The sequence below is a fragment of the Candidatus Neoehrlichia procyonis str. RAC413 genome, assembly GCF_000964795.1.
GTDB classification, from domain to species: domain Bacteria; phylum Pseudomonadota; class Alphaproteobacteria; order Rickettsiales; family Anaplasmataceae; genus Neoehrlichia; species Neoehrlichia procyonis.
On sequence record NZ_LANX01000001.1, the window covers coordinates 1,233,120 to 1,255,146 of the forward strand.

11 protein-coding genes are annotated in these 22,027 nt (G+C 27.1%); 5 read left to right on the forward strand and 6 right to left on the reverse strand.

The features are described 5' to 3' along the window. Positions 1-101 precede the first annotated feature (101 nt). From NLO413_RS04650 to NLO413_RS04670, 5 genes are all read right to left on the reverse strand, one after another. Entirely contained in the window at positions 102-1,316 is a 1,215-nt protein-coding gene (locus NLO413_RS04650) for a hypothetical protein (RefSeq protein WP_045809304.1), read from the reverse strand. 621 nt (positions 1,317-1,937) lie between these two features. Continuing rightward, positions 1,938-3,104, reverse strand: coding sequence for a hypothetical protein (locus NLO413_RS04655; RefSeq protein ID WP_045809305.1), 1,167 nt, complete (start codon positions 3,102-3,104; stop codon positions 1,938-1,940). Between the two features lie 544 nt (positions 3,105-3,648). After that, on the reverse strand, positions 3,649-4,857 hold the full coding sequence (locus NLO413_RS04660; protein WP_045809306.1) for a hypothetical protein: 1,209 nt from the start codon (positions 4,855-4,857) through the stop codon (positions 3,649-3,651). A gap of 298 nt (positions 4,858-5,155) precedes the next feature. Further along, complete coding sequence (locus NLO413_RS04665; protein WP_045809307.1) at positions 5,156-6,319, reverse strand: hypothetical protein; 1,164 nt, start codon at positions 6,317-6,319, stop codon at positions 5,156-5,158. Between the two features lie 652 nt (positions 6,320-6,971). Next, entirely contained in the window at positions 6,972-8,891 is a 1,920-nt protein-coding gene (locus NLO413_RS04670; protein ID WP_045809308.1) for an ATP-dependent helicase, read from the reverse strand. Between the two features lie 930 nt (positions 8,892-9,821). Here NLO413_RS04670 and gyrA point away from each other — a divergent pair. The 4 genes from gyrA to htpG all read left to right on the forward strand — a co-directional run bounded on the left by gyrA (position 9,822) and on the right by htpG (position 16,483). Then, on the forward strand, positions 9,822-12,506 hold the full coding sequence (gene gyrA, locus NLO413_RS04675) for a DNA topoisomerase (ATP-hydrolyzing) subunit A (RefSeq protein WP_045809309.1): 2,685 nt from the start codon (positions 9,822-9,824) through the stop codon (positions 12,504-12,506). A 122-nt stretch (positions 12,507-12,628) separates the two neighbouring features. After that, the gene (gene nth / locus NLO413_RS04680; RefSeq protein WP_045809310.1) at positions 12,629-13,252 is read left to right on the forward strand and encodes an endonuclease III; all 624 of its coding nucleotides are present in this window, start codon (positions 12,629-12,631) and stop codon (positions 13,250-13,252) included. Between the two features lie 665 nt (positions 13,253-13,917). Further along, positions 13,918-14,517 carry a hypothetical protein gene (locus tag NLO413_RS04685; protein WP_052690404.1) on the forward strand — a complete coding sequence of 200 codons (600 nt, stop codon included), beginning with the start codon at positions 13,918-13,920 and terminating at the stop codon, positions 14,515-14,517. A 73-nt stretch (positions 14,518-14,590) separates the two neighbouring features. Further along, on the forward strand, positions 14,591-16,483 hold the full coding sequence (gene htpG, locus NLO413_RS04690) for a molecular chaperone HtpG (RefSeq protein ID WP_045809312.1): 1,893 nt from the start codon (positions 14,591-14,593) through the stop codon (positions 16,481-16,483). Between the two features lie 1,811 nt (positions 16,484-18,294). Here the strand turns inward: htpG and purB are convergent. Further along, entirely contained in the window at positions 18,295-19,593 is a 1,299-nt protein-coding gene (gene purB, locus NLO413_RS04695) for an adenylosuccinate lyase (RefSeq protein ID WP_045809313.1), read from the reverse strand. A 1,162-nt stretch (positions 19,594-20,755) separates the two neighbouring features. On the opposite strand from purB, the gene NLO413_RS04700 reads away from it, so the two are divergent. After that, on the forward strand, positions 20,756-21,361 hold the full coding sequence (locus tag NLO413_RS04700) for a hypothetical protein (RefSeq protein ID WP_045809314.1): 606 nt from the start codon (positions 20,756-20,758) through the stop codon (positions 21,359-21,361). Positions 21,362-22,027 lie beyond the last annotated feature (666 nt).

Here is a 22,027-nt window from a genome sequence, read left to right on the forward strand (position 1 = left end):
AATAAAGATAAATTTATTATTAAGATCTTAATATTTTATTAATTTTATAATTAATAATAAATTGTTTTATTAATATAATTTAATTTATTATCTTAATAAATTTATATTTTTTTAATTATTAGTAAAGATTTTGTTTGAACATCATATAATGATGTATCCTCTAATAATGAAGTAGGTAAATATAAAGAATTATGTTTTATACTATGTGGAATTGCTTTTAAAAAAGATAGATTAATTGCTTTTTTTATCTTTAATAGATTAAGTTTCTTAAAAAAGTTTTGTGAAAGTGTGATATCTGGAAGAGAATATGTAAAATTAGTTGATAATAAATCATTAGATTGCTTAACTAATGTATTACTTTCTTTAGTGTTGGTTCTTAAAGGTCTGTAAATATTAACATATGATAATATTTTCCATTGAATTTTTGTTAAATGGTTAATAATTTTTTTTAATTTTATTATATGTGGATTTATTTTTACAACATATTTGTGAAGTTGTTGTGGTACTTCTACTAATAATTCGATATTGTTATAATAAATCTTTTTGTGTTTGTTTTTTAAGGATATTTTATAAGAAAGGGTTATTTTCATTGCTCCTGTAAATTGGCTTATTTTATTTAAGTTAATTATCATATGTTCTGTAATTGTTATACAATTTGATACACTTGAGTGATAATGTTTTGATGAGTAAGGGGCAATATGGCAAAGAGCAGGTGCTTTAGGAGGATCAATAGTTATTGTTGTTAATGATGCTTCTTCTAGTGTAGACAATATTTGTGTTTCAATATCTATTGCTGTTTGTTGTTTGAATATGTTTGTTTTTATTGCTGATCGTACGGACTTTAGCAGTGTACGGCCTATAAATCCTTTCTTATGAGAGTTAGTTATAAGTTCGTTTATGAGTTTTATGTGAGGTGTGAATTTGTAATGATTATAGAATAATTTTTTATATTCTAAATATAGCAAATAGCGTTCTGGACACCTTTCTAGAAAATTTATATGATCTATATCATACATATTACATATGTATTTTATTTCCGGTAAAATATTGTGTTGATCTATTAAACTTTGGATATGAGATTGTAAAGAAGGTTTATATAGTGAGTTATTATCATGTTTGATGCTTTTATTACCTATAATTAAGTTTTTTGTAGCATAATCTTGTAGTGCTTCTTTGCCGCTTAACACACTGTTACTAGTACATATTTCTTGTATTAGTGAATTGAGTGTAATTGAAGAAAAATTCTGATGGAATGTACCATATTGAAGATTTTGTATATCAGATTTATTATCAGTATTAATATTGTATTTAGTCATTAAATATTAATTAATAAATTAAAATTATTAATAAATATTAGAATTTATATATTAATAAAATATTAATTTTTATTAAAAAATTTAAATATTAACTATAATCAAGTAGTAATACCAATGAGTTATTTAAAGTAAAATGTATTTTGCATATTTTTCTGTAAATACTATATATAACCTATATTATAGGGTATATTTATCAGTTATATTACTGTAATTAGTATGAAGAAATAGTATTGGTAATAGTAGATATTTATACGCTTATATTCTATGAATATTTTTAAGATGAAAATATATATTAGTAGTTCTATATTCTATAATGGCATTTTTTTATATTATTTTTTATTAAGATGTTAATTTATAAATTTTTTAATGTAATATTATAATTTAAGGTTTATATTTTTTGAAATGTTTTATAGATCTTAATTTAGTTACTTAATTAATTATTTATTTATATAATATGCATATATGTTCTTGTTGAGTTTTATAATATTGTGCTTTGGGTTGCTATAAGTGTATTAGATAAAGATTATAGGTTATTTGTAGTTATATAAAGGTGTTTTGTATTTAATTTTGAATTAACGGTATTAAATCTGTATTAAAATAATTTATAAGATGCGTACAAATTTATTTAAAGTATTGTAAATCTTGATGATGCTGTAATTTTGTGTCGGCCATTACTTCATCGGGTGAAACTTGTACATTGTTTATAGTTATGGGAAAAGAAAACGCATTAATGTCCTTTGGAATTTGCGATAACAAATTTTGAAATTGTGATGATATCTTAGCTTGGCCAATATGATATACAAGTTTTGTATCTGATGATGAACGATGTATTTTTAGTAGTTGTGGTAAGTTATTAGAATTATTATGAAGATTATCTTCTTTTATATGTGTAATGAGTTGACTTAATTTATTTGGAATTGTGATTGTAAAATAAGTATTGTGATAAAGTATATTATTATCTTGTAATGACATACTATATTCTAGAGATATATTAACTTGAGAAAAAACTGTTTCATTGTGAACAATGTCAAGTAATAATTCTTCTCTTACTTTTAGAGTATCTGATGTTGATAAGGGATTGTATGATTTTTGTTTATTACTAGTAGTACTATTATGATCCTGCTCTTTTATTGCTGAAGCATTATTATACTGCTTTCTTTTAATTTTTGGAGCATCATCTGCTAAAATATTGTGCGATATTGGTGAAGGTTTATGTTGATTGTGTGTAAGAGTAAAGTTTGTTTTTAAAGTATCTTTACGGGCTTTAATGTGTATATCTGTTGAATTATCTGGTTTGATAATAGTATTTACATATGGGAAAAGCATATGAATACATTTTGCTGTGATTGATCCAATTAATAACCCTCCTTGATTACAGTTGGTGATGAGTTCATTAATCAGTTTAATGTGAGGAGAAAGTTTAATTGTTTTGTTAAATAATTTTTTGTACTCTACGTACATTAAATAACGTCTGGGACATTTTTCTAAGAAATCTTTTTGATCTATATTGTACATTTTGCATATATCTTGCAAGTCAGGCAAAATGCCGCATGTTCTTATTAGATTGTTAATATATGTTTCAATATTTTCTTTTATAGATAAATTATGTTCTTCGGTTTTTGGTATCATTATTCCATTTAAGCATAAGTTTTTTCTATGGTAATCTTGCATAGCAGTATTTCCACATAGTACATCTTGTCTGGAAGTTGCTTCATTAATCAGTGAATCTATTGTTATGGAGGATATAAATTTATTATAATAATTGGGATTAGGAGTATATTTTGTCATGTTTAGAAATCATTAATTTTTTATAATTAAGAATATTATATTATTATTTAATAAGTTAAAGAATTTATTAATAAGTGATCATAAGTAGTACTGAATGAATTTTTTAAATATGTGATAGCTTTATATTTATATTAAGATAATACAAAAAAAATTTCATATTCACTTTTTATGTATTGTAAGATTTGTTAAGTGTTATTTTGATATAGGTATTATTTTTGATTTTAAATTTTATTTTCCTTGTTGATTCTCTTTAATATGGGCGTCAGGTTACATAATTAATGTAATGTTTTTTTTATATTATAGAGCATATTTTTAATTTTTATTGAAAAGATAATGGTGTAGTAGAAATACTAAGTATATTTATGCAGTCACGCATTTGTTAAGTAAAGATTAGTGATTTAAGTATAAAGAATGCTGTTTCTGTTAGAATCATCATGGTTATAGGTTAGTACTTTACTGAATTTTTATTATATTATAAATATAACATTTTACTGTTAGTATATTTTATGATGTATTTTTGTAATAGTTTTATAAAAATTTTATGTTAACTAATATGTTTGTTATTTGATGGTTTTTGACGTTCTATACTTGTTAATTGAAGGTTTTCAGTTTGTGATATCTTTTTTTTGTGTTGTGGATTTGTAATATTTTCTTGATGTTGTAAGTTTGTAATATTGTCTTGGTGTTGTAAGTTTGTAATATTTTCTTGATGTTGTAAGTTTGTAATATTTTCTTGAAATTTTGTATTAGCATGGTGATTTTTTATTAAATTATTATGTTCCTCTAAGCAAAATTGTTTGGTTTCGGGTAATTTATGTGTGTAAATATAAAGGTCTTCAAGTGTGCGTGTCAGTGAAAATGAAGAGCTTTTTTTGTTATCGATAAGTATATCATTTTCTTCTTCTGGTATAGGTTGACAACCGTAGATACACGATGATATATAAGCACATATACGGTAGAAAAACATTGTTATTTTATTTTTTATTCTGCTTAGTAAGGTATGTTGTATATTTTGATTAATATCTTCTTGTAATTTGTATGGTATATCTCCACTTATTTTAACGTTGTGGTATTTTATTATATTTGATACTAGTGAAATTGTGTAAGTTAATTGAACTGGAACACTACATTGATAGCCTAATGTGTTAAAGAAGATAAAAGTAATACTTTCATTAACTGATATAGTATTAGCAGTTTTTGCATTAGACGGTTGATCTGGTATAGTAATAAACGTGGATGATTTGTCACCTACTTTAAAAACAATACAATTATGTGATAATAAGGGCTTTTGTGTTGTATAAAGTTCTGACATAAGTGCATATACGATAGAGGATATAAAACCTCCTTGGTTACAATTAGTTATTATTTCGTTAGTGAGTCTTATGTCAGGTTGAACATTACAATACTTGCAAAATAAACTTTTATATTTTATGTGTAGTAAATATCTTGCTGGACATTTTTCTAAGAAATTTTGTGTAGTGGTATTGTATATTGTACATAAGTTATTTAATTCAGAAGGCATGCTATGTTGTGTGCGCATTATTTCTCTTATTAAACCGTCTTTGGTATATGTTTCATAATCTTTTTTAACAATGTTATTATTTATCCTTATATTTGTTCTATTAAAGTCTATACTAGCTGTGTATCCGCTTAATACATCATTACTAATTTGCGTATTGTTAATTAAAGAATTTGTTGTTATTTTTGAAAAAGCTTTATAAAAAATACTATTATGAATATGATATAGAAACATTTGTATGACCTTATGTTTACTTTTCTTTTATACTTTATATGAGTGTAAACATTCTGTGAATTGTGAATGCAGTACTAATTATATATTATAAATATATATATAATCTTAAGAAAGATCACTTAATAATGTATAAATGTACACCACATTGTATATAAAGGTTACAATTGTTGAATGAATATTATAACATAGATAGTGAACCTATGAGTTTTTATTGAATTTATTTTTTTGAAGAAAAGTTAAGTGACTTAGATATATACACGTATGTGTTGTTGTATTATGGCTTAAATTACTTGCATATTTACTGACTAAATGCTCTACCGCAGGATTTTTGTTTTGATATATTATTTGCTGTATCAATTGTAAATGCATTTATTATTTCAGAGTTATTAAAATTGCAAGAAATTACTACTTTGTTCTTACATGTATGTTGTATATCTACTGTATGATTAATGTCGTTGATTGTGTCATAACTTCCTATATTTAGTGTTGATACGTTTTTTGTGTTTCTGACAATTATATTCCAAAGCCTTATTAGTAAGGCACGTAATTTCTCTATTATTGATTTAGTAGATGTTTCATTGTTTTTTAAAGAATAATTTGGAAGAAGGAGCTTGCAATGAAAATTTGTATATTGAACTTTATTGTTGTCAATTGCTGTAATAGTATATTCTATGTAAAACATTGAAGTAAGTTTTTGGTCAAAATTTGCATTTTTTATACTGGAAGTTTTATTTTGTGAATAATCGTTAAATAATTTTTTATATTTTTCAAAATCTTCGAATACTGGTAATTTTTCTTTGTCAGAATATAGTTCTCTGGGAAATATATTGCTTTTAGATATACACTGTATTGTAATGGAATTTGGGTTTTTATTTGCAGAGTATGACATGTTGAGAGCATATGTAATATCGAGCTTATGAGAATCATAATTGCATGTTTTATGAATTTTGCTTACTATTCTAAAAATAGGATATGCTATATTATATGTAACAAAGGCACCAATAGTTCCTACGGTAATATTGTGTACAAGTTCGTTTATTATGCTGTTGTGTGGTATAGTATTAATGTTAGCTTTAAATGTCTTTTTTAGCGTAAGATAAAATTTTATACGATTTTGATAATATTTGTATAAATCATTAGAATGAATATTTTCATGATTTTTAGGGAATGCTTCATTTCTTGTAGAATAATAACATAACTCGTTCATGGCTTGATAAATTTCATGCGGGGTAGATTGACAAAAATTATGTTGTAATTGCTTTAGGTTAATAAGTTTACTATTAATATACAAGTTATTAAGTAATCTTGGGATTTCTGATTCTATTTCATACCCACTTAATTGTATGTCTGAAAGTTTTGTTGGCCTTAAATTGTATACTTGACTATTTGATAGTATAGCATTCCAATCATTTTCTAAATTGTCATTAATGTTGGAAATACTATTTTTAATATTTTCTTTCATAGGATTAATTATATGGTACGTTACATTTAAGCATTATACTTGTTTTAAGTATTAAGTAAAGAAATTAATATTTTTTATAATGTATTATTAATATAAATTATATTGTTAATTTCTTTAATAATTAAATATGTGTTATTTGTAAACTATGTATACCTTGTTTAGTATTTGTTGACGTGAATTATACTACTGAATGGCAAATTAGGGGTTTTAGATCTTTTTGTAAAGAGGATAAGTATTAATAAGTAAGTAATTTTGTATACATAAATAATATTATATTATTATTGCTGTTTTACATAAGTATGAATGTATAGTTATTTTAATATCTTAATAAGAACTTATTTGAATTTATTGCTTGAAAATGACATAAATTTCTTGCTAACCTTATCACTAATAAGTTTCTCAACTTTTAGTTACATGTACTAGTATATAAAAAATTATTAACTAACAATTAACAACATTTCACATAAAAAATACCATATAAGAAGAAATAAGTGTTAAATGCTATATAAAATATTTTAATATATGATTTTGTTGTTTTTTAATTTGTAATTGTCAGAATATACAAGCAATTGTTTGTGATAAAGCATTTATGAATAACTTGTAATTTAGAGGCTAAGTTTGCTTTTTCAGTAGCTAATATATAACACAAGAGTTAACAATGATAAGAAATATTTTTTACTACTTGTACGTATTCTGTTGGAAGTTCTTTAATAAATCGAGATATTTTCATGGGTTGACGCCAGTTATTAATTTCTCGTACTGCAACGCATGAAATAAATAATTGTTCTTTTGCTCTTGTAATACCTACGTAAGCTAAGCGCCTTTCTTCTTCCAAAGATTGTCCTGTAAGGTCATGTAAAGATTTTTCATGTGGAAAAGTACCTTCTTCCCATCCTGGAAGAAAAACTATGGGAAATTCTAGTCCTTTGGCAGCATGTAATGTCATAATGTATACATGATTATCATAATGGTTAAAATTGTCTAAGTCTGTTGCAAGGCTGATATGTTCTAAAAATTCTGTTACATCATCAAAATTTAGTAATGCGGAAAATAGTTCTTTAATATTGTCAATTCTTATAAGTCCTGATTCACCTTCATTTTCTAACATTTCAATATATCCGGAGTCATATGAAATAGTTTTTACAACATTGGATACAGATTCTGAATCAAGCATTTTTTTCCACTTTTCAACTTTGCTTAGTAAATCTTTTAAAGAGTTAGTGGATTTTTCTGGTAATTGGTTATTATCGGTGAGGGCTTGTATTGATTGTATAAAGGATATATTATATTGTTTTGCATAAAGATATATTTTGCTGAGCGTAGCAGATCCTATATGTCTTTTTGGTTTATTGATAATTCTTTCAAGAGCGATATCATTATTAGGGTTAACTGTTATTTTTAAGTAAGCAAGAATATCACGAATTTCTTGACGATCATAAAATTTTGTGCTGCCAATTATTTTATAAGGAATGCTATATTTTATGAAAAATTCCTCAAATGTTCTTGTTTGGAATCCAGCTCTTACTAGTATTGCTATTTCGTTAAATTGATAATCATAAGAATTTTTTATATACTCACTTATATATTTTGCTTCAGCTTTGCTATCCCAAAATTTCATTAAATTTACTTTATGGCCAGCTTGATTAAGAGTCCATAGTTTTTTTCCTAATCTTGACTTATTATGAGTTATTATTGCTGCTGCTGCTGCTAATATGTTAGATGTTGAGCGGTAGTTACACTCTAATCTAATGACTGTTGCTTGTGGAAAATCATCTGAAAATCTTAATATGTTGCCTACTTCCGCACCACGCCAACTATATATTGATTGGTCATCATCTCCAACGCAGCAAAGATTTTTGTGTTTTTGTGCTAATAACCTTAACCATAAGTACTGTACAGTATTGATGTCTTGATATTCATCAACCATGATATATTTAAATTGTTCTTGATAATGTGTGAGAATTTGATGCTGGGTATTTAATATATGTATGTTATGTAATAAAAGATCTCCAAAGTCAGTACAATTAAGACATTTAAGACGCTCTTGGTATGCATTGTATACATTAAGTGCAGCATTATGTATGGGTTTGAGTAATTCTGTATTTGTTACATTATGTGGAGTTAGTCCTTTATCTTTCCATCTTTGTATTATGTTTAAAATTATTTTATATCCATCTGAGGAATATTGAGGATATATATCATTAACAATGGATTTGATAATTTGTGCTTGGTCATCGGAGTTAATAATTGTAAAGTCGTTTTTAAGGTGTACTATTTCTGCATTTTGACGTAAAATTTTTGCTGCTACTGAGTGGAAGGTACCTAGCCAGATTCCATGTGTATGAGTCAATTCATTAACTCTTAATAGCATTTCATTTGCAGCTTTGTTAGTAAATGTAACAGCAAGAATTTGATTTGGTAAAGCAAAATCATTTTTAATGATATATGCCATTCTTGAAGTTATAGTTCGTGTTTTACCTGTTCCTGCTCCGGCTAATATTAGAGTTGGTCCGTTGATGTTAATAACAGCCTGCTTTTGTCCTTCATTTAGCAAAGAAAGATAATCTTCCATATTAAAACTAACTTGCGATCAATAGTGAGATATTATATTTTTTTACTATAGCAGTCAAAGTAGATATTTATTATATAAGCATTATTTAAATATAGGGGGAGGAATATGTATTTGTTGATAAGATTATTACATGCTTTTTAATTTTAGACAGTGTGATAATTCTATCAATTTTTTAACCAGTTTATCAGTATTATTATATATTTGTTATTGTGTATTAAGTGTAGGAAATATTTAATGCTTTAAAGAAATATTAAGAGTTAGGAAACAGAGTTTATTATGAATATGTGTATGTTTAGGTGCTGATAATTTTTTATAGATGAAACATTAGATTAATTATAATAATAACATTAACAGCAAATATGAATTTTAAGAAAAATTGACTATTGAAGTTGTAAGTAAGTTTTGGAATAGCATTTAATAATTGCATAATATTTATAACTATATAGGTACTGAGTACACTTACAGTAGGAATTGTAAGACTTATAGGGTCTTGTGCCAATTAGAATTATAAAATACTATTACCAGTGTTTTAGTTTGGAAAAAATAAAAATATTATTGATTATAAAAATTGGTTAAAAACACAATAAACATATACTAATAATATTTAATACTTACTACTATAGGAAATAGTATTAATAGAACTATGTTGTTTATAACAGAAGACAATTTGTCTCAATATTAGGAGATTATATAGGATCACTTTAAATTTGTTTATCGTAATTTTAGTATGATAGTAATTTTTATTATTAGTAATTGTTTATATAATAAAGCTTATCTATATTTTTATTTTATCTAAAATACCTGAATTAATTTTATAGAGGGTGTATGTGTTTGATTTATAAAGCTATAAAGATCTTATCAAACAATTACCTTGACCTTGGTATTGTGGAGATTTAATATGATAAAAGTTTATATCGTAATTTAGATTGCATGAGTAGTGTCATTTTACCAGTTGCAATAGAAAAAGAGCTAGAAGATTCTTATTTGTCTTACGCTATGAGTGTAATAGTTAGTAGGGCAATCCCTGATATTCGAGATGGATTAAAGCCGGTGCATAGAAGAATTTTATATTCTATGTATAAATCCGGATATGATTATAGTAAACCTTATAAAAAAGCAGCACGTGTTGTTGGTGATGTTATGGGTAAATACCATCCTCATGCAGATGCAGCGATCTATGATGCGTTGGTGAGAATGGCACAGGAATTTTCACTTTTGCTTCCATTGATTGATAGCCAAGGTAACTTTGGGTCAATTGATGGTGATCCTCCAGCTTCTATGCGTTATACAGAGGCGAGATTAGCAAAATCTGCACATTTTTTGTTAAATGATATTGACGAAGATACTGTAGATTTTCGTCCTAATTATGATGAAAATGAAGAAGAACCAGTGGTTTTGCCAGCAGAATTTCCAAATGTACTTGTTAATGGTGCAGGAGGGGTGGCAGTTGGTATGTCTACTAACATACCTTCTCATAACTTAGGAGAGGTTATAAGTGCTTGTATTATGTACATAGAGAATCCAGATGTTACGCTTGATGAGTTGTTGACTGTTATACCTGGGCCTGATTTTCCTACAGGTGGGGTAATATTAGGTAATGCGGGTATTAGATCTGCCTTTGCGACCGGTAAAGGTACAATTATTATACAGGGTAAAACTCATGTTGAAGACTTACCATCTGGAAGACAGGCAATTATTATTGATGAAATTCCTTATCAAGTAAATAAAGCAAAACTTATTGAGCGCATACACGAGTTAGTCAAGGAAAAGAAAATAGAAGGTGTGTTTGATTTACGTGATGAATCAAATAAAATGGGTATAAGAGTTGCTATAGAATTGAAGAAGCAGGTTAATTATCAATTTGTTTTGAATCAAATCTTTGGGTTAACACCGCTAAAAACTAGCTTTAGTATTAATACTTTGGTGCTAGATAATAATAGGCCAAAAGTAATGTCTTTAGTAGAGATAATATCAACGTTTATCTCTTTTAGAAAAGAAGTTATTATACGTAGGACAAAATTTAGGTTAAAAAAAGTAAGAGACAAAGCACACTTATATATAGGTATGTATATTGCTGTGCTAAATATTGATCAAATTATTTCTATTATTAGGTCATCAGCTGATGCAATGGAAGCGGCTAAGAAACTATTAGAATGTACATGGTCTGCATCTGTTAGTGTTTGTGATATGATAGAGCTTGTATCTGATAGCAAGAGCATTGTAAAAAATGGTATGTATCAATTAACTAATGTACAAGTCAAAGCAATTTTAGATATGAAGCTGCAACGTCTTACGGGGTTAGAAAAAGACAAATTAGAAGTTGAATTGCAGTCAATGGTAACTATTATAAAAAGTTATACGGAGCTTTTGGGATCTGAAGAATTGCTTTTAAATTTAGTGAAGGATGGTTTACTAGAAATTAAATCAAAATTAGCTGTTCCTAGAAAGACGGCTATAGAATTATCTTATTCAGAAACTGATTCTGAAGATCTTATTCCCAAAGAGGACATGGTTGTTACTGTAACGATGAATGGGTATATCAAACGTGTAAAGCTATCTCACTATCGTGCGCAAAAACGTGGTGGAAAAGGAAGACTAGGTCAGGCTATTAAAGAAGAAGATATAACTGCTAACTTATTTATTGTAGATACTCATACTAGTGTATTATTTTTTTCTAATATTGGTAGAGTATATAAGTTAAAAGTCTATAAGTTACCATTAGGGGAGCCAACTTCCCGTGGAAGATCATTGGTAAATATTTTTCCTCTTAATGAAAATGAGATCATAACTAGTGTTATGCCTTTACCTGATAATGGTCAAAATGATAATATGCTTAATATAGTTTTTGCTACTTCATCTGGGAATGTAAGGCGTAATGCATTGTCTGATTTTCAGTATGTGCCTTCTAATGGAAAAATAGCTATGGTGCTCAACAAAGATGATAAATTAATTTCTGTGAAAGTATGTAAGGAGCAAGATCACATTTTATTGTCAAGTAAATTTGGTAAGAGTATAAGATTTGCCGTTAATAATATACGTCAATTTAAAGGTAGGATGTCTGATGGTGTAAGAGCAATTCGTCTTGCAGATAAGGATCAGGTTATTTCAATGTCTATATTGATAGGTATGGGTATAAGCTCTGAAATTAAAGATTTATATTTAAGAATTCCTCTAGAAAAACGCTGTGATGCTAAGAATTTGATTACACAAGATATTATTTCGATGATTGATGAGTTAAAAATAAGTAAAGAAGCTTTTGAAATGATGGTACATAATGAGCAGTTTGTATTAACAGTTACAGAAAACGGTTTCGGTAAAAGAACGTCAGCATATGAATATCGTATGGCATTAAGAGGTGGGGCTGGTGTTGCAAATATTCTAACTACTACAAGAAATGGTAATGTAGTTGCTAGTTTTCCTGTAGATTCAAAAGATCAAGTAATGCTTATTACCGACAAGGGAAAGCTGATACGTATTGCTGTTAGCGATATTAGAATTATTGGGCGAAGTACGCAGGGTGTAACTTTGTTTAAAACAGAAAAAGGTGAAAAGGTTGTATCGGTTGCAAAGATTATTGATAATAAGGAAGATGGTACAAATATAGATGAAGCTTAAGTAGAAGTATGGTAGAAAGCAAAATTTTTATAGCATATAAATTTTATTATTAGCATATTATAAATTTATGTTCTTATCAATAATAAATGTGTATGTTTAGTACGATATGGTATTAAATGTAAATGAACAAGCAAAAGATAAATTTAATTTTTAAAAGATTTCAGCATAATAATCCAGCACCTAAAATAGAGTTAAAATATTATAGTGAATTTACTTTACTTGTTGCTATTGTGTTATCTGCTCGTACTACTGATGTAAGTGTAAATAAAGTTACGGAAAGGCTTTTTAAGGTAGCGGATACGCCAGAACAAATCTTATCTTTAGGTGAAGATGGATTAAAGGCGTATATAAATACAATAGGATTATATAACACTAAGTCTAAGAACATTATTAAGATGAGTGAGGTTATTATGCAAAAATATGATGCACAAGTACCTCATGATTTTGATATTTTAACTTCTTTGCCCGGTGTTGGAAGAAAAAGCGCAAATGTTTTTTTAAATTCTATGCTGGGAGTTGCAACAATTGCAGTAGATACACATGTTTTTAGGGTGAGTAATAGAATTGGATTGGTAAAGGCTAACAATGTGCTTGATGTAGAAAAACATTTAATGTGTATTATTCCAAAAAAATGGTTATTGTATGCTCATCATTGGTTAGTATTACATGGAAGATATATTTGTAAGGCAAGATATCCTTTATGCCATAAATGTATTATAGAAGACTTGTGTTATAAAAATATATAAGTAATTAGTTGTAAAATTGTATTGTGATTATGGTTAGTTAAGCATAAGTAGTAATGCGTTTAATTATAAAGGGGCTATACTATAGCTGTATAAAGAGGGTTATAGTTATATATTTATTAATATAATAAGTGGAAGATATGTTTGAATATAACTTTTATTATTAAATCTATTATGGGAACATGTAATTACAATTTTTGATATACTGGTGTTTATGTAAATAGTGATAAGTAATAAAATATTTATTGTATTATGTTATATTTTTATTAGCATTTAATGTTCTAGTTATATATTGATTGAGTCGAGATATAGGTTTTTTTAGCTGCTGGTTATTTACTAAGTTGTAATTGTATTGACGAATAGTAATGAAAGATTTTGATATATAATATTGTGCTTTGGAAGTGATTAGTAGTAAATGTAATTATATTATTGGGATTATGTATTATTGAGTTTTGTTAATAAGTAACAAAGCAGTTTTTTTAATTGTTATTTATAAGATGGTTAGTAGCTAATATAATTGTATTACTTGATTGTATATTATTGAGTTTTGGTAATAAAATAACTAAAAAGTCCTGATAATATACGTTGTGTAACATATAACTAAATGTTGACTATATGGGTCTATTTTCTTACAGTATGATTACTTAATAGTTTTTGTGAGGGAGAGAGTGAATATAGTTGATGCTATAATAAAGGTTAAATGGCTAATATTAGGGTCGGTGGTTCTATTATTGACAGGTGCAGGTGCTTTATCATGGTGGAGTAATGTAAAGGATAAGAGGTCTATAGAGGCTGGTAATATTATGTATAAAGCATTGATGAGTAATGTCGATCAAGCTAAAATGATAAGCATGTTACAAAGTGTAATAGATGGTGACTTTGGTAATTACAAATATTTAGCTAAGCTAAGATTGGCTAGTACTTATGGCATACAAGATATAGAGAAAGCGCAGGAAATATATGCAAGTTTGGTGAATGACGAAAAAGTGGTTCCTGAATTGAAGGAATTGGCAGGATATTTAGAAGTTATTTCGTTATTGAAAGGTAGTAATGTTGATTTACTTAAGGAGAAAGTTGGAAAACTTATTGTACAAAATCGTAAAGTTTATCAATCTTCGGTAAAAGAGGTGGCTGCAATTACAAGAATTAAGGATGATGATATTAAAGGTGCTATGGAAATAATGCAAGAAATTGTAAGTGATGTTAATTCTGACTCAATGATTAGTAAGAATGCAAAAGATTTAATGAGAATATATAGCAAAAAATAATTTTATAAGGCTTGAAAAATTATTGCTGAGTTATTAGGTTAATACTGTAAGCAGGTTAAAAAGGGGTTGTTCAATGCAAGATGTTACGAATGTTGAGAAATTAAAATTTAATGCCGAAGTTGGTAAAGTTCTAAATCTTGTTATACATTCTCTTTATACCAATAAAGATATTTTTTTAAGGGAGCTAATTTCAAATGCTTCTGATGCTTGTGATAAGTTACGATATGAATCTTTGTCAGATCAAGATTTAATGGGCAATGATGCTGAATTAAAAATTATTATCAGTGTGGATAAAGAAAATCATAAATTGACTATTACTGATAATGGGATTGGTATGAATAAAAAAGATTTGATAGAAAATTTAGGTACTGTTGCTCATTCAGGTACTCAAAGGTTCATTGAATCTTTAGAGAATAATAAAAGTAAAGACGGGATAGAATTAATAGGAAAATTTGGAGTAGGTTTTTATTCGGCATTTATGGTTGCTAATGAAGTTGTTGTTGAGTCTTGTAAAGCTGGAGAAGATTTATGTTATCAATGGCAATCTAATGGTGATGGAGAATTCTCCATTGCACAATTAGAAAAAAGTGCTATTAGAGGTACTAAAATTACTTTAAATCTTAAGCCGGAAGAAATTGAGTTTTTGGATAAATTCCGTATAGAGCATATTGTTACAACATATTCTGATCATATTAGTTACCCAGTTTATTTTATTAATGATAAAGGTGAAGAAGAAAGATTAAACAGTAAGTCTGCTATTTGGACTAGGCAAAAAAATGATATATCACAAGATGAACATCTAAATTTCTTTAGATCAGTTGCACATGTAGGTGGTGATCCATGGATGATATTGCATAATAAGAATGAAGGAGCTGTTGAATATACTAATTTACTGTATATACCTTCTATCAAGCCTTTTGATTTATTTCATCCAGATAGAAGGTGTTCTGTTAAGTTGTATGTTAATAAGGTATTTATTACTGAGGATAATGTACAAGTTGTTCCACAGTATTTAAGATTTCTAAAGGGTATTATAGATTCTTCAGATCTGCCGTTGAATATTAGTCGTGAAACTTTACAAAATAATAAAGTTATTGAGAAAATTAAACATTCAATTATAAAAAGGGTGCTTTCAGAATTACAAAAAAAAGCTGAGAGCGATTTAGATGATTATGCGAAGTTTTGGAATAATTTTGGTTCAGTGCTTAAGGAAGGGTTATGTGAGAATATGAATACTGAAGCACGAGAAAATTTACTATCAGTGTGTAGATTTTATAGTACTTATAGTGACCAATTAACTAGTCTTGAAGATTATATTGGAAGAATGAAATCTGAACAAAAAAGTATTTTTTATCTTTCAGGTAATGATCTTGAATCAGTTAAGAAAAGTCCTCAATTGGAAGGGTTTATTAGTAGGGAAATAGAGGTTATTTTGTTAACAGATCCAGTGGATGATTTTTGGACTAGCGTTGTTACGGAATACCAAAAAACTCCTTTAAAATCTGTGACTCGTGCTAGTGAAGAGTTAGAAGGTTTTGTTAAGTCAAAAAGTGATAATGATGAAAAAGAGGAAGATTTAGCAGTAGAAAAGACAGGTAAATTTATTGAATATGCTACTAAAGTATTAGGTAAATTAGTTAGTGGAGTTAGAGTCTCAAAAAAGCTTACCAGTAGTCCAGTATGTCTTGCAGTTTCTGATAGTTCAATGGATATTAGAATGGAGCGCTTTTTGAGAGAACAGAAGCAATTAAGCCATAAGAGTACAAAAATTCTTGAATTAAACCCTAAGCATACTGTTATTAGTAATTTGATTGAAAAATATAGTACAAATGGGGAGAGCGTATTGCTAGAAGATATGATACATGTATTGTTTGATCAGGCATGTATTATTGAGGGTGAAGAAATAGATAATGCTGCTAATTTTGCAAATAGAATGAATATTATTTTGAGTAAGGTTTTATTGTAGTCTGGAAAAATAGTAGCTGAGTGGTATAGGCCTTTCACTTAGATAAGGAGTTACTTTTTTTTGTGATATTTTTATTATATTCTATTGCTTTAACGATAATTCTCCTTTAAAGCAATGAAAAGCACAAGCTATTTCCTCTTGCTGCTGATTTATACTATGGGTTTAAAGTTCTTATGTTTTGTATGGGTTATTATTAGGTTTTCAACAAATCAGGTGTTGAACTGAGTTATATGCTAATGCACGTTTTTATTACAAGTTGGCTCTGAGTTGTTAGATTAATAGATTCCTAAATAATTTTCAAGTATTAAATCATAGGTTATGATGCTGATGTACAAGACATTTTATCATAATTTGAATGTATTTTGTAAAGTGAATACCTGCTATTACAAAAGCAGAAAATATCGCTATGCGGCTGACAATAGCGATCGAAGTACAAATTATTTTATATTTTAGAAATTAAAGAGCATATTGTTCAATGTAAATTTGAAGCATTAACAGAATGCTAGAAATACAAACAGTAAGGTAACGAGTGAGTTTTTTTAAAGTAAAGTTATTTTTGTAGGAGGTAGTAGGACTGGTAACTATAACTTCTGTAAAATTTGGTATAATATAATCATACGCAATATGTCACTTGTTTTAATACTAAAAAAAATTTCAGTTTTTTAGTACATTGATGACGTATTAATGTTTTACTATGGTTGTCTATAACTGTATTAAAATAAGTATAAGTGGTTAATTATATCCTTGTTTATTATCAAATTAAAAGAACATTGCACTTATATAAACTAAGGTAAAAATGATTATGGCACTAGTTAATATAATGCAGAAATAGCAAGTAAACCATATTTTTAATGAGATTTTTTCATAAACATCACACCATAAATTACATATAATTAAAATAATATTTTTATATATTGTTAGTATAATAATTATTAATCGTAATATTAACTGTATTTCGTAAACTAATTTGTAAAATTATACAATTATGAACATCTGTATTGTTTTTGTTAGTAATTATTAAGGGTATGACATTTTTACTACATGTCTTTGATATTAATGTCACATTTTAAACATTTATTGTGAAAATATATTGCAGTGTATTCAATAAAAGTATACACTAATAGAGTGATGGCGGCCTTGCTCTACATGTTAAGATAAAGTGTGTGTGTTACCTAATGGTTATGCATTGATAGTAGAGCAAGGCCATAATTAATTTATTAATTGTAGTACAAATAGGATTGTAACTTAAGTCTTTTGCTGAGTCAATAGAGATATTTACTTTTTAGTTAATAATTAATGAGAAAGCCCATTTATTGTTAGGCTTATATAGTATTCATTTTTAAAAAGTATTTATTATACTATAACTAAAGTAGGCAATAGTATGAGAAAGTTTGTTATTATATATACTATGTTGTGTTAAGTAAGGTTACTATTTTTTTTTGCAAATAAAAAGTAATATGCATTTAGTTTTTATATATTTTTAACAGTGTTAATGTTGTATTAAAAATATGTATTTATTGATAATTTATCAAATGCGATTATTATGTGGACGATATAATTGTGAAATTTTTCTTTGTATTACCTTGTGTTGTGTATTATTAGGTATGGTGCTGTAAGTATGGTAATATATAGAGTATAAAAATAATGAATTTAAGTTATAGTAGAATATTCGTACATTAGAATAAGAAGTCAGATTTGACATTTGCAGCTCATTAAAAAAACTAAAAATTTGTATTTAACATTTAAAGCTGATTTAAAAATCAGCAACAAGTATGTACCTATTAAAATTCTAGTATAAATCTGTATAGTATTTATGTGCTAAATACCTTATTGAATATAGTATCTATATGTTTGGTATAGTAGTCATAGCTAAATAAAGAATCTAGAGTCTTGCTACTGATATATTTTGATAGAGTTAAATCTTGCTTTAATTCATCAAGAAAATGGCTATTATTTTCTAGTGTTTTTAATGCAATATCTTGAACAATTTTGTAAGATTTTTCTCTGCTTAACCCGCAATTTACTAATGTTAAAAGTACACGTTGAGAATGTGTTAGACCATTTGACATATTTAAATTATTTTTGATACTATTCTTATTGATTACCATGTTGCCTATTAAATGCTTGAGCCGTACAAGGGCAAAATTTAAGGCGATGCAGGAATCTGGTGCTATACAACGTTCTACAGAGGAATGAGAAATATCCCTTTCATGCCATAGTGTTACGTTTTCTAAAGCAGGAATTACATAGCTACGTATTATTCTAGAAATACCAGTTAAATTTTCACTGAGAATAGGATTTTTTTTATGAGGCATTGCTGAGCTACCTTTTTGGCCAGGTGAAAAATATTCTACTATTTCTAAAATTTCAGTTTTGTGTAAATTTCGAATTTCTGTAACAATATTTTCTATGGATGAAGCAATAACTCCTAGTGTTGCGAAAAACATTGCATGTCGATCTCTAGGTATTACCTGAGAAGATATTGTTTCTGGTATTAATCCTAATGAAGATGCAACGTATTCTTCAACAAATGGGTTAATATTTGCAAAATTTCCCATTGCTCCAGAAATTTTACATGTTGATATTTCTTGTTGTGCAATTTTTAAGCGATTATAATTACGCTTAAATTCTGCATAGAATCTTGCAAATTTTAAACCAAATGTTATAGGTTCTGCATGAATTCCATGGCTACGTCCAATACATAATAAATATTTGTTGTCTTCAGATTTTTGCTTAAGCTCAAATAATATGTCTTGTATGTTACTAAGCAGTATATTACAGGATTGATGCAATTGTACAGCTAAACATGTATCTACTACATCTGAACTTGTCATACCATAATGTAGATATCGTATGTCTACATTTGTATGTTCTGCTATATATGTTAGGAACGCTATTACATCATGTTTTACTGCAGATTCTATTGCATTAATTTTTTCTATGTCAAAATATTTTATTTTGTTTTTTAAATTGTCAACTATATATTGAGGTACTACTCCAAGTTTTGCTTGTGCCTCGCATGCATATTGCTCTATATCCATCCAGATTCTGTATTTGTTTTGCTCATTCCAGATAGAGGACATTTCAGGTAGGCTGTAACGTTCAATCACAATAATTAACCATGCTTATTACTTTTGTTAACATCATGAGATAAATTTATGTTTTTTGCAAAATTTTTTATGTATTTATGTTAATGAGTACGAATTGTAATCTTATTTATGTGAAAGCATAATAGATAATTATTTGTAGTGTATTTTTGTTTAGGCATAAAAAAAGTAGACTATTATTTGTATAATAAAAATGTTATATAAAAGTTGGTAGTTCATTGAAAGAAGGAATGCTTGCTTTTTAAGTTAACTTTATATGATTAATTTATCTTTGCTTTAGTGGATTTATATTTATTGAAATTAGTGTGGTATATTTATTTATGTAAATTTATAATGTTGATTACTGATTATGAGGTTACTATTTATTAGAGTTTAATTAGTAAGCTTTATGAATTTGAGATAGGTATTAAATATGCATTATGAGAGCTTGTTATAGTCTATAAATAGCGTTAAGTATTATATGTTGTAACGTATAAAAGTGGTGTATTTTTGTAATATGGATAACCATAATTTGTTTTTTAGGTTATGAATTATTTATATAATTAGTTTTTTATACTCAATTACTGATAACTTTATGTTTTTTTTCTAATGTATATTTATTGATAGTATAAAAATTGTAATAGCTAGTTTTATTTTATGATTTATTGTTTTTATATCTAATGTATTTAAGGTATGTATATGAATATCAATGATGGCAGCATTGATAGAAGTAGTAGGTAGTGCCTATATTTATATTATGACGAAATAGACTTGTACTTGGAGGATGTAGTTAAAATGAAATTTATTGATTTTTTCAATGAAAAATAGTACTATTATAACATATAGAGGTGTTTATGCTTTTATATATAAATAATATAATACTAATAAAAGAAATTTTGAGTCACGGAATTATATTTATGATATAAGTTAATACGTGGTAGATGCATTTTGCAATATCATATAATTATGTATATAATTGTTTACAATAGTGGGTGTTTTGTCCTACTGAGAGGTTTGTGGTAAGGTAGTATTGTGCAAAACTTAAGTTTTTATATTAACTGCTATTACTACCTAATCAAGCTAGCCAAATAATTATGAAAAGAAATATTAATACTTATATTAAATAGGCGATCATTTCAATTGGTATGTGCTGCTTAATAATATAAGGGTGTGTGTGAGGTTTATTATGAATATTGATGCTAACGTAGTAAGGTTGTCAGTTGTTGTTTTGAGCTGTCTTATAATATGTTTTATGTTATTTTTGTTAACTTATTATAGTATTTTCAAGAAGAAATTGCAAAAGCAGCAGATGGAAAGCAAAGACGTTAAATTTGGTTCCTCATTATTAAATGAGGTAGCAGATGAATCTAATGCAATTGAATGCAAAGATGAGCAAGAGCAAGATATACAAACAGTTGTTAACGTGGATAATAATGTTAGAAGTGAGCAGGCAGTTGAAGCATACAATGAGTACTATCAACTAAAAGAAGCATTAATTTTTTATAAAGGAATATTTCAATATGCTGTTGACAAATTAAGAGAATTGCAAGATCTGTGGTTGCAGAAAGTAAATAGCAAATCCTTGGTAAGTACGGTAAAGGGTTGCTTTAATTATAAAGGTAATCGTCAAAATAAAAAAGGGAAGTGTGATAAAAATACGTTAGAAATTGCACAGCATTATGATGACAATCAAATATTAGAGCAAGAAGCATTAAGTTTATGTGATAAAATTTCTTCGTATGATGTTGAGAATGTTTTTAAACGTGTAAAAAGACAACCATGTATGCAATAGAAAGTTATAGCATGAAGCTTGTAAAGTGTAAATTAACATAAAAATATTAATAATAGCATTTTTAATTAAGTATACTTTATGGCATTTTCTAAGAAAATTGTGCATAATTGTTTATGTATTGTTGGCATTATATGATGTTGTTGTATAACAGGCGCAAAATGTAGTGTGTTACATTGATGTGATGTATAATTATTAATGGAATATTATATATATGTACATTATATCATATGTGATAATGAAAAATAATGTTAATAAGGTTAACGGGTTTATTATTAATTATGCTATAATGGTTGTATTGGTTATAGTGCTCGTTGTAAAAAAGTTATAAGTATAGGTTAAGGTGCAAATTTAACTATTTTATGTTTGTTAATTGTTACTTATAGTATTTTTGTTAATTTGCAACGAGGTATATCATAATAATAGGTACGTGTTTTTATTATTTTTTAGGTTGTGAATGATTTATTATAGTACTGCCAATAGTTATGTAATGTTAGGATTGAAAGGTTAAGAACTCAAAGAAGCATGAGATAATATTGATAGATGGTATGTGAAGCTACAGTCCTTATTGAGTACTGAATGGAAAATTGTTAACTGATAATATGAAAATTACTACTGCAAAAAGATTGATTTTGTAGATTAATTTATTATTAATAGCTTATTATTTAA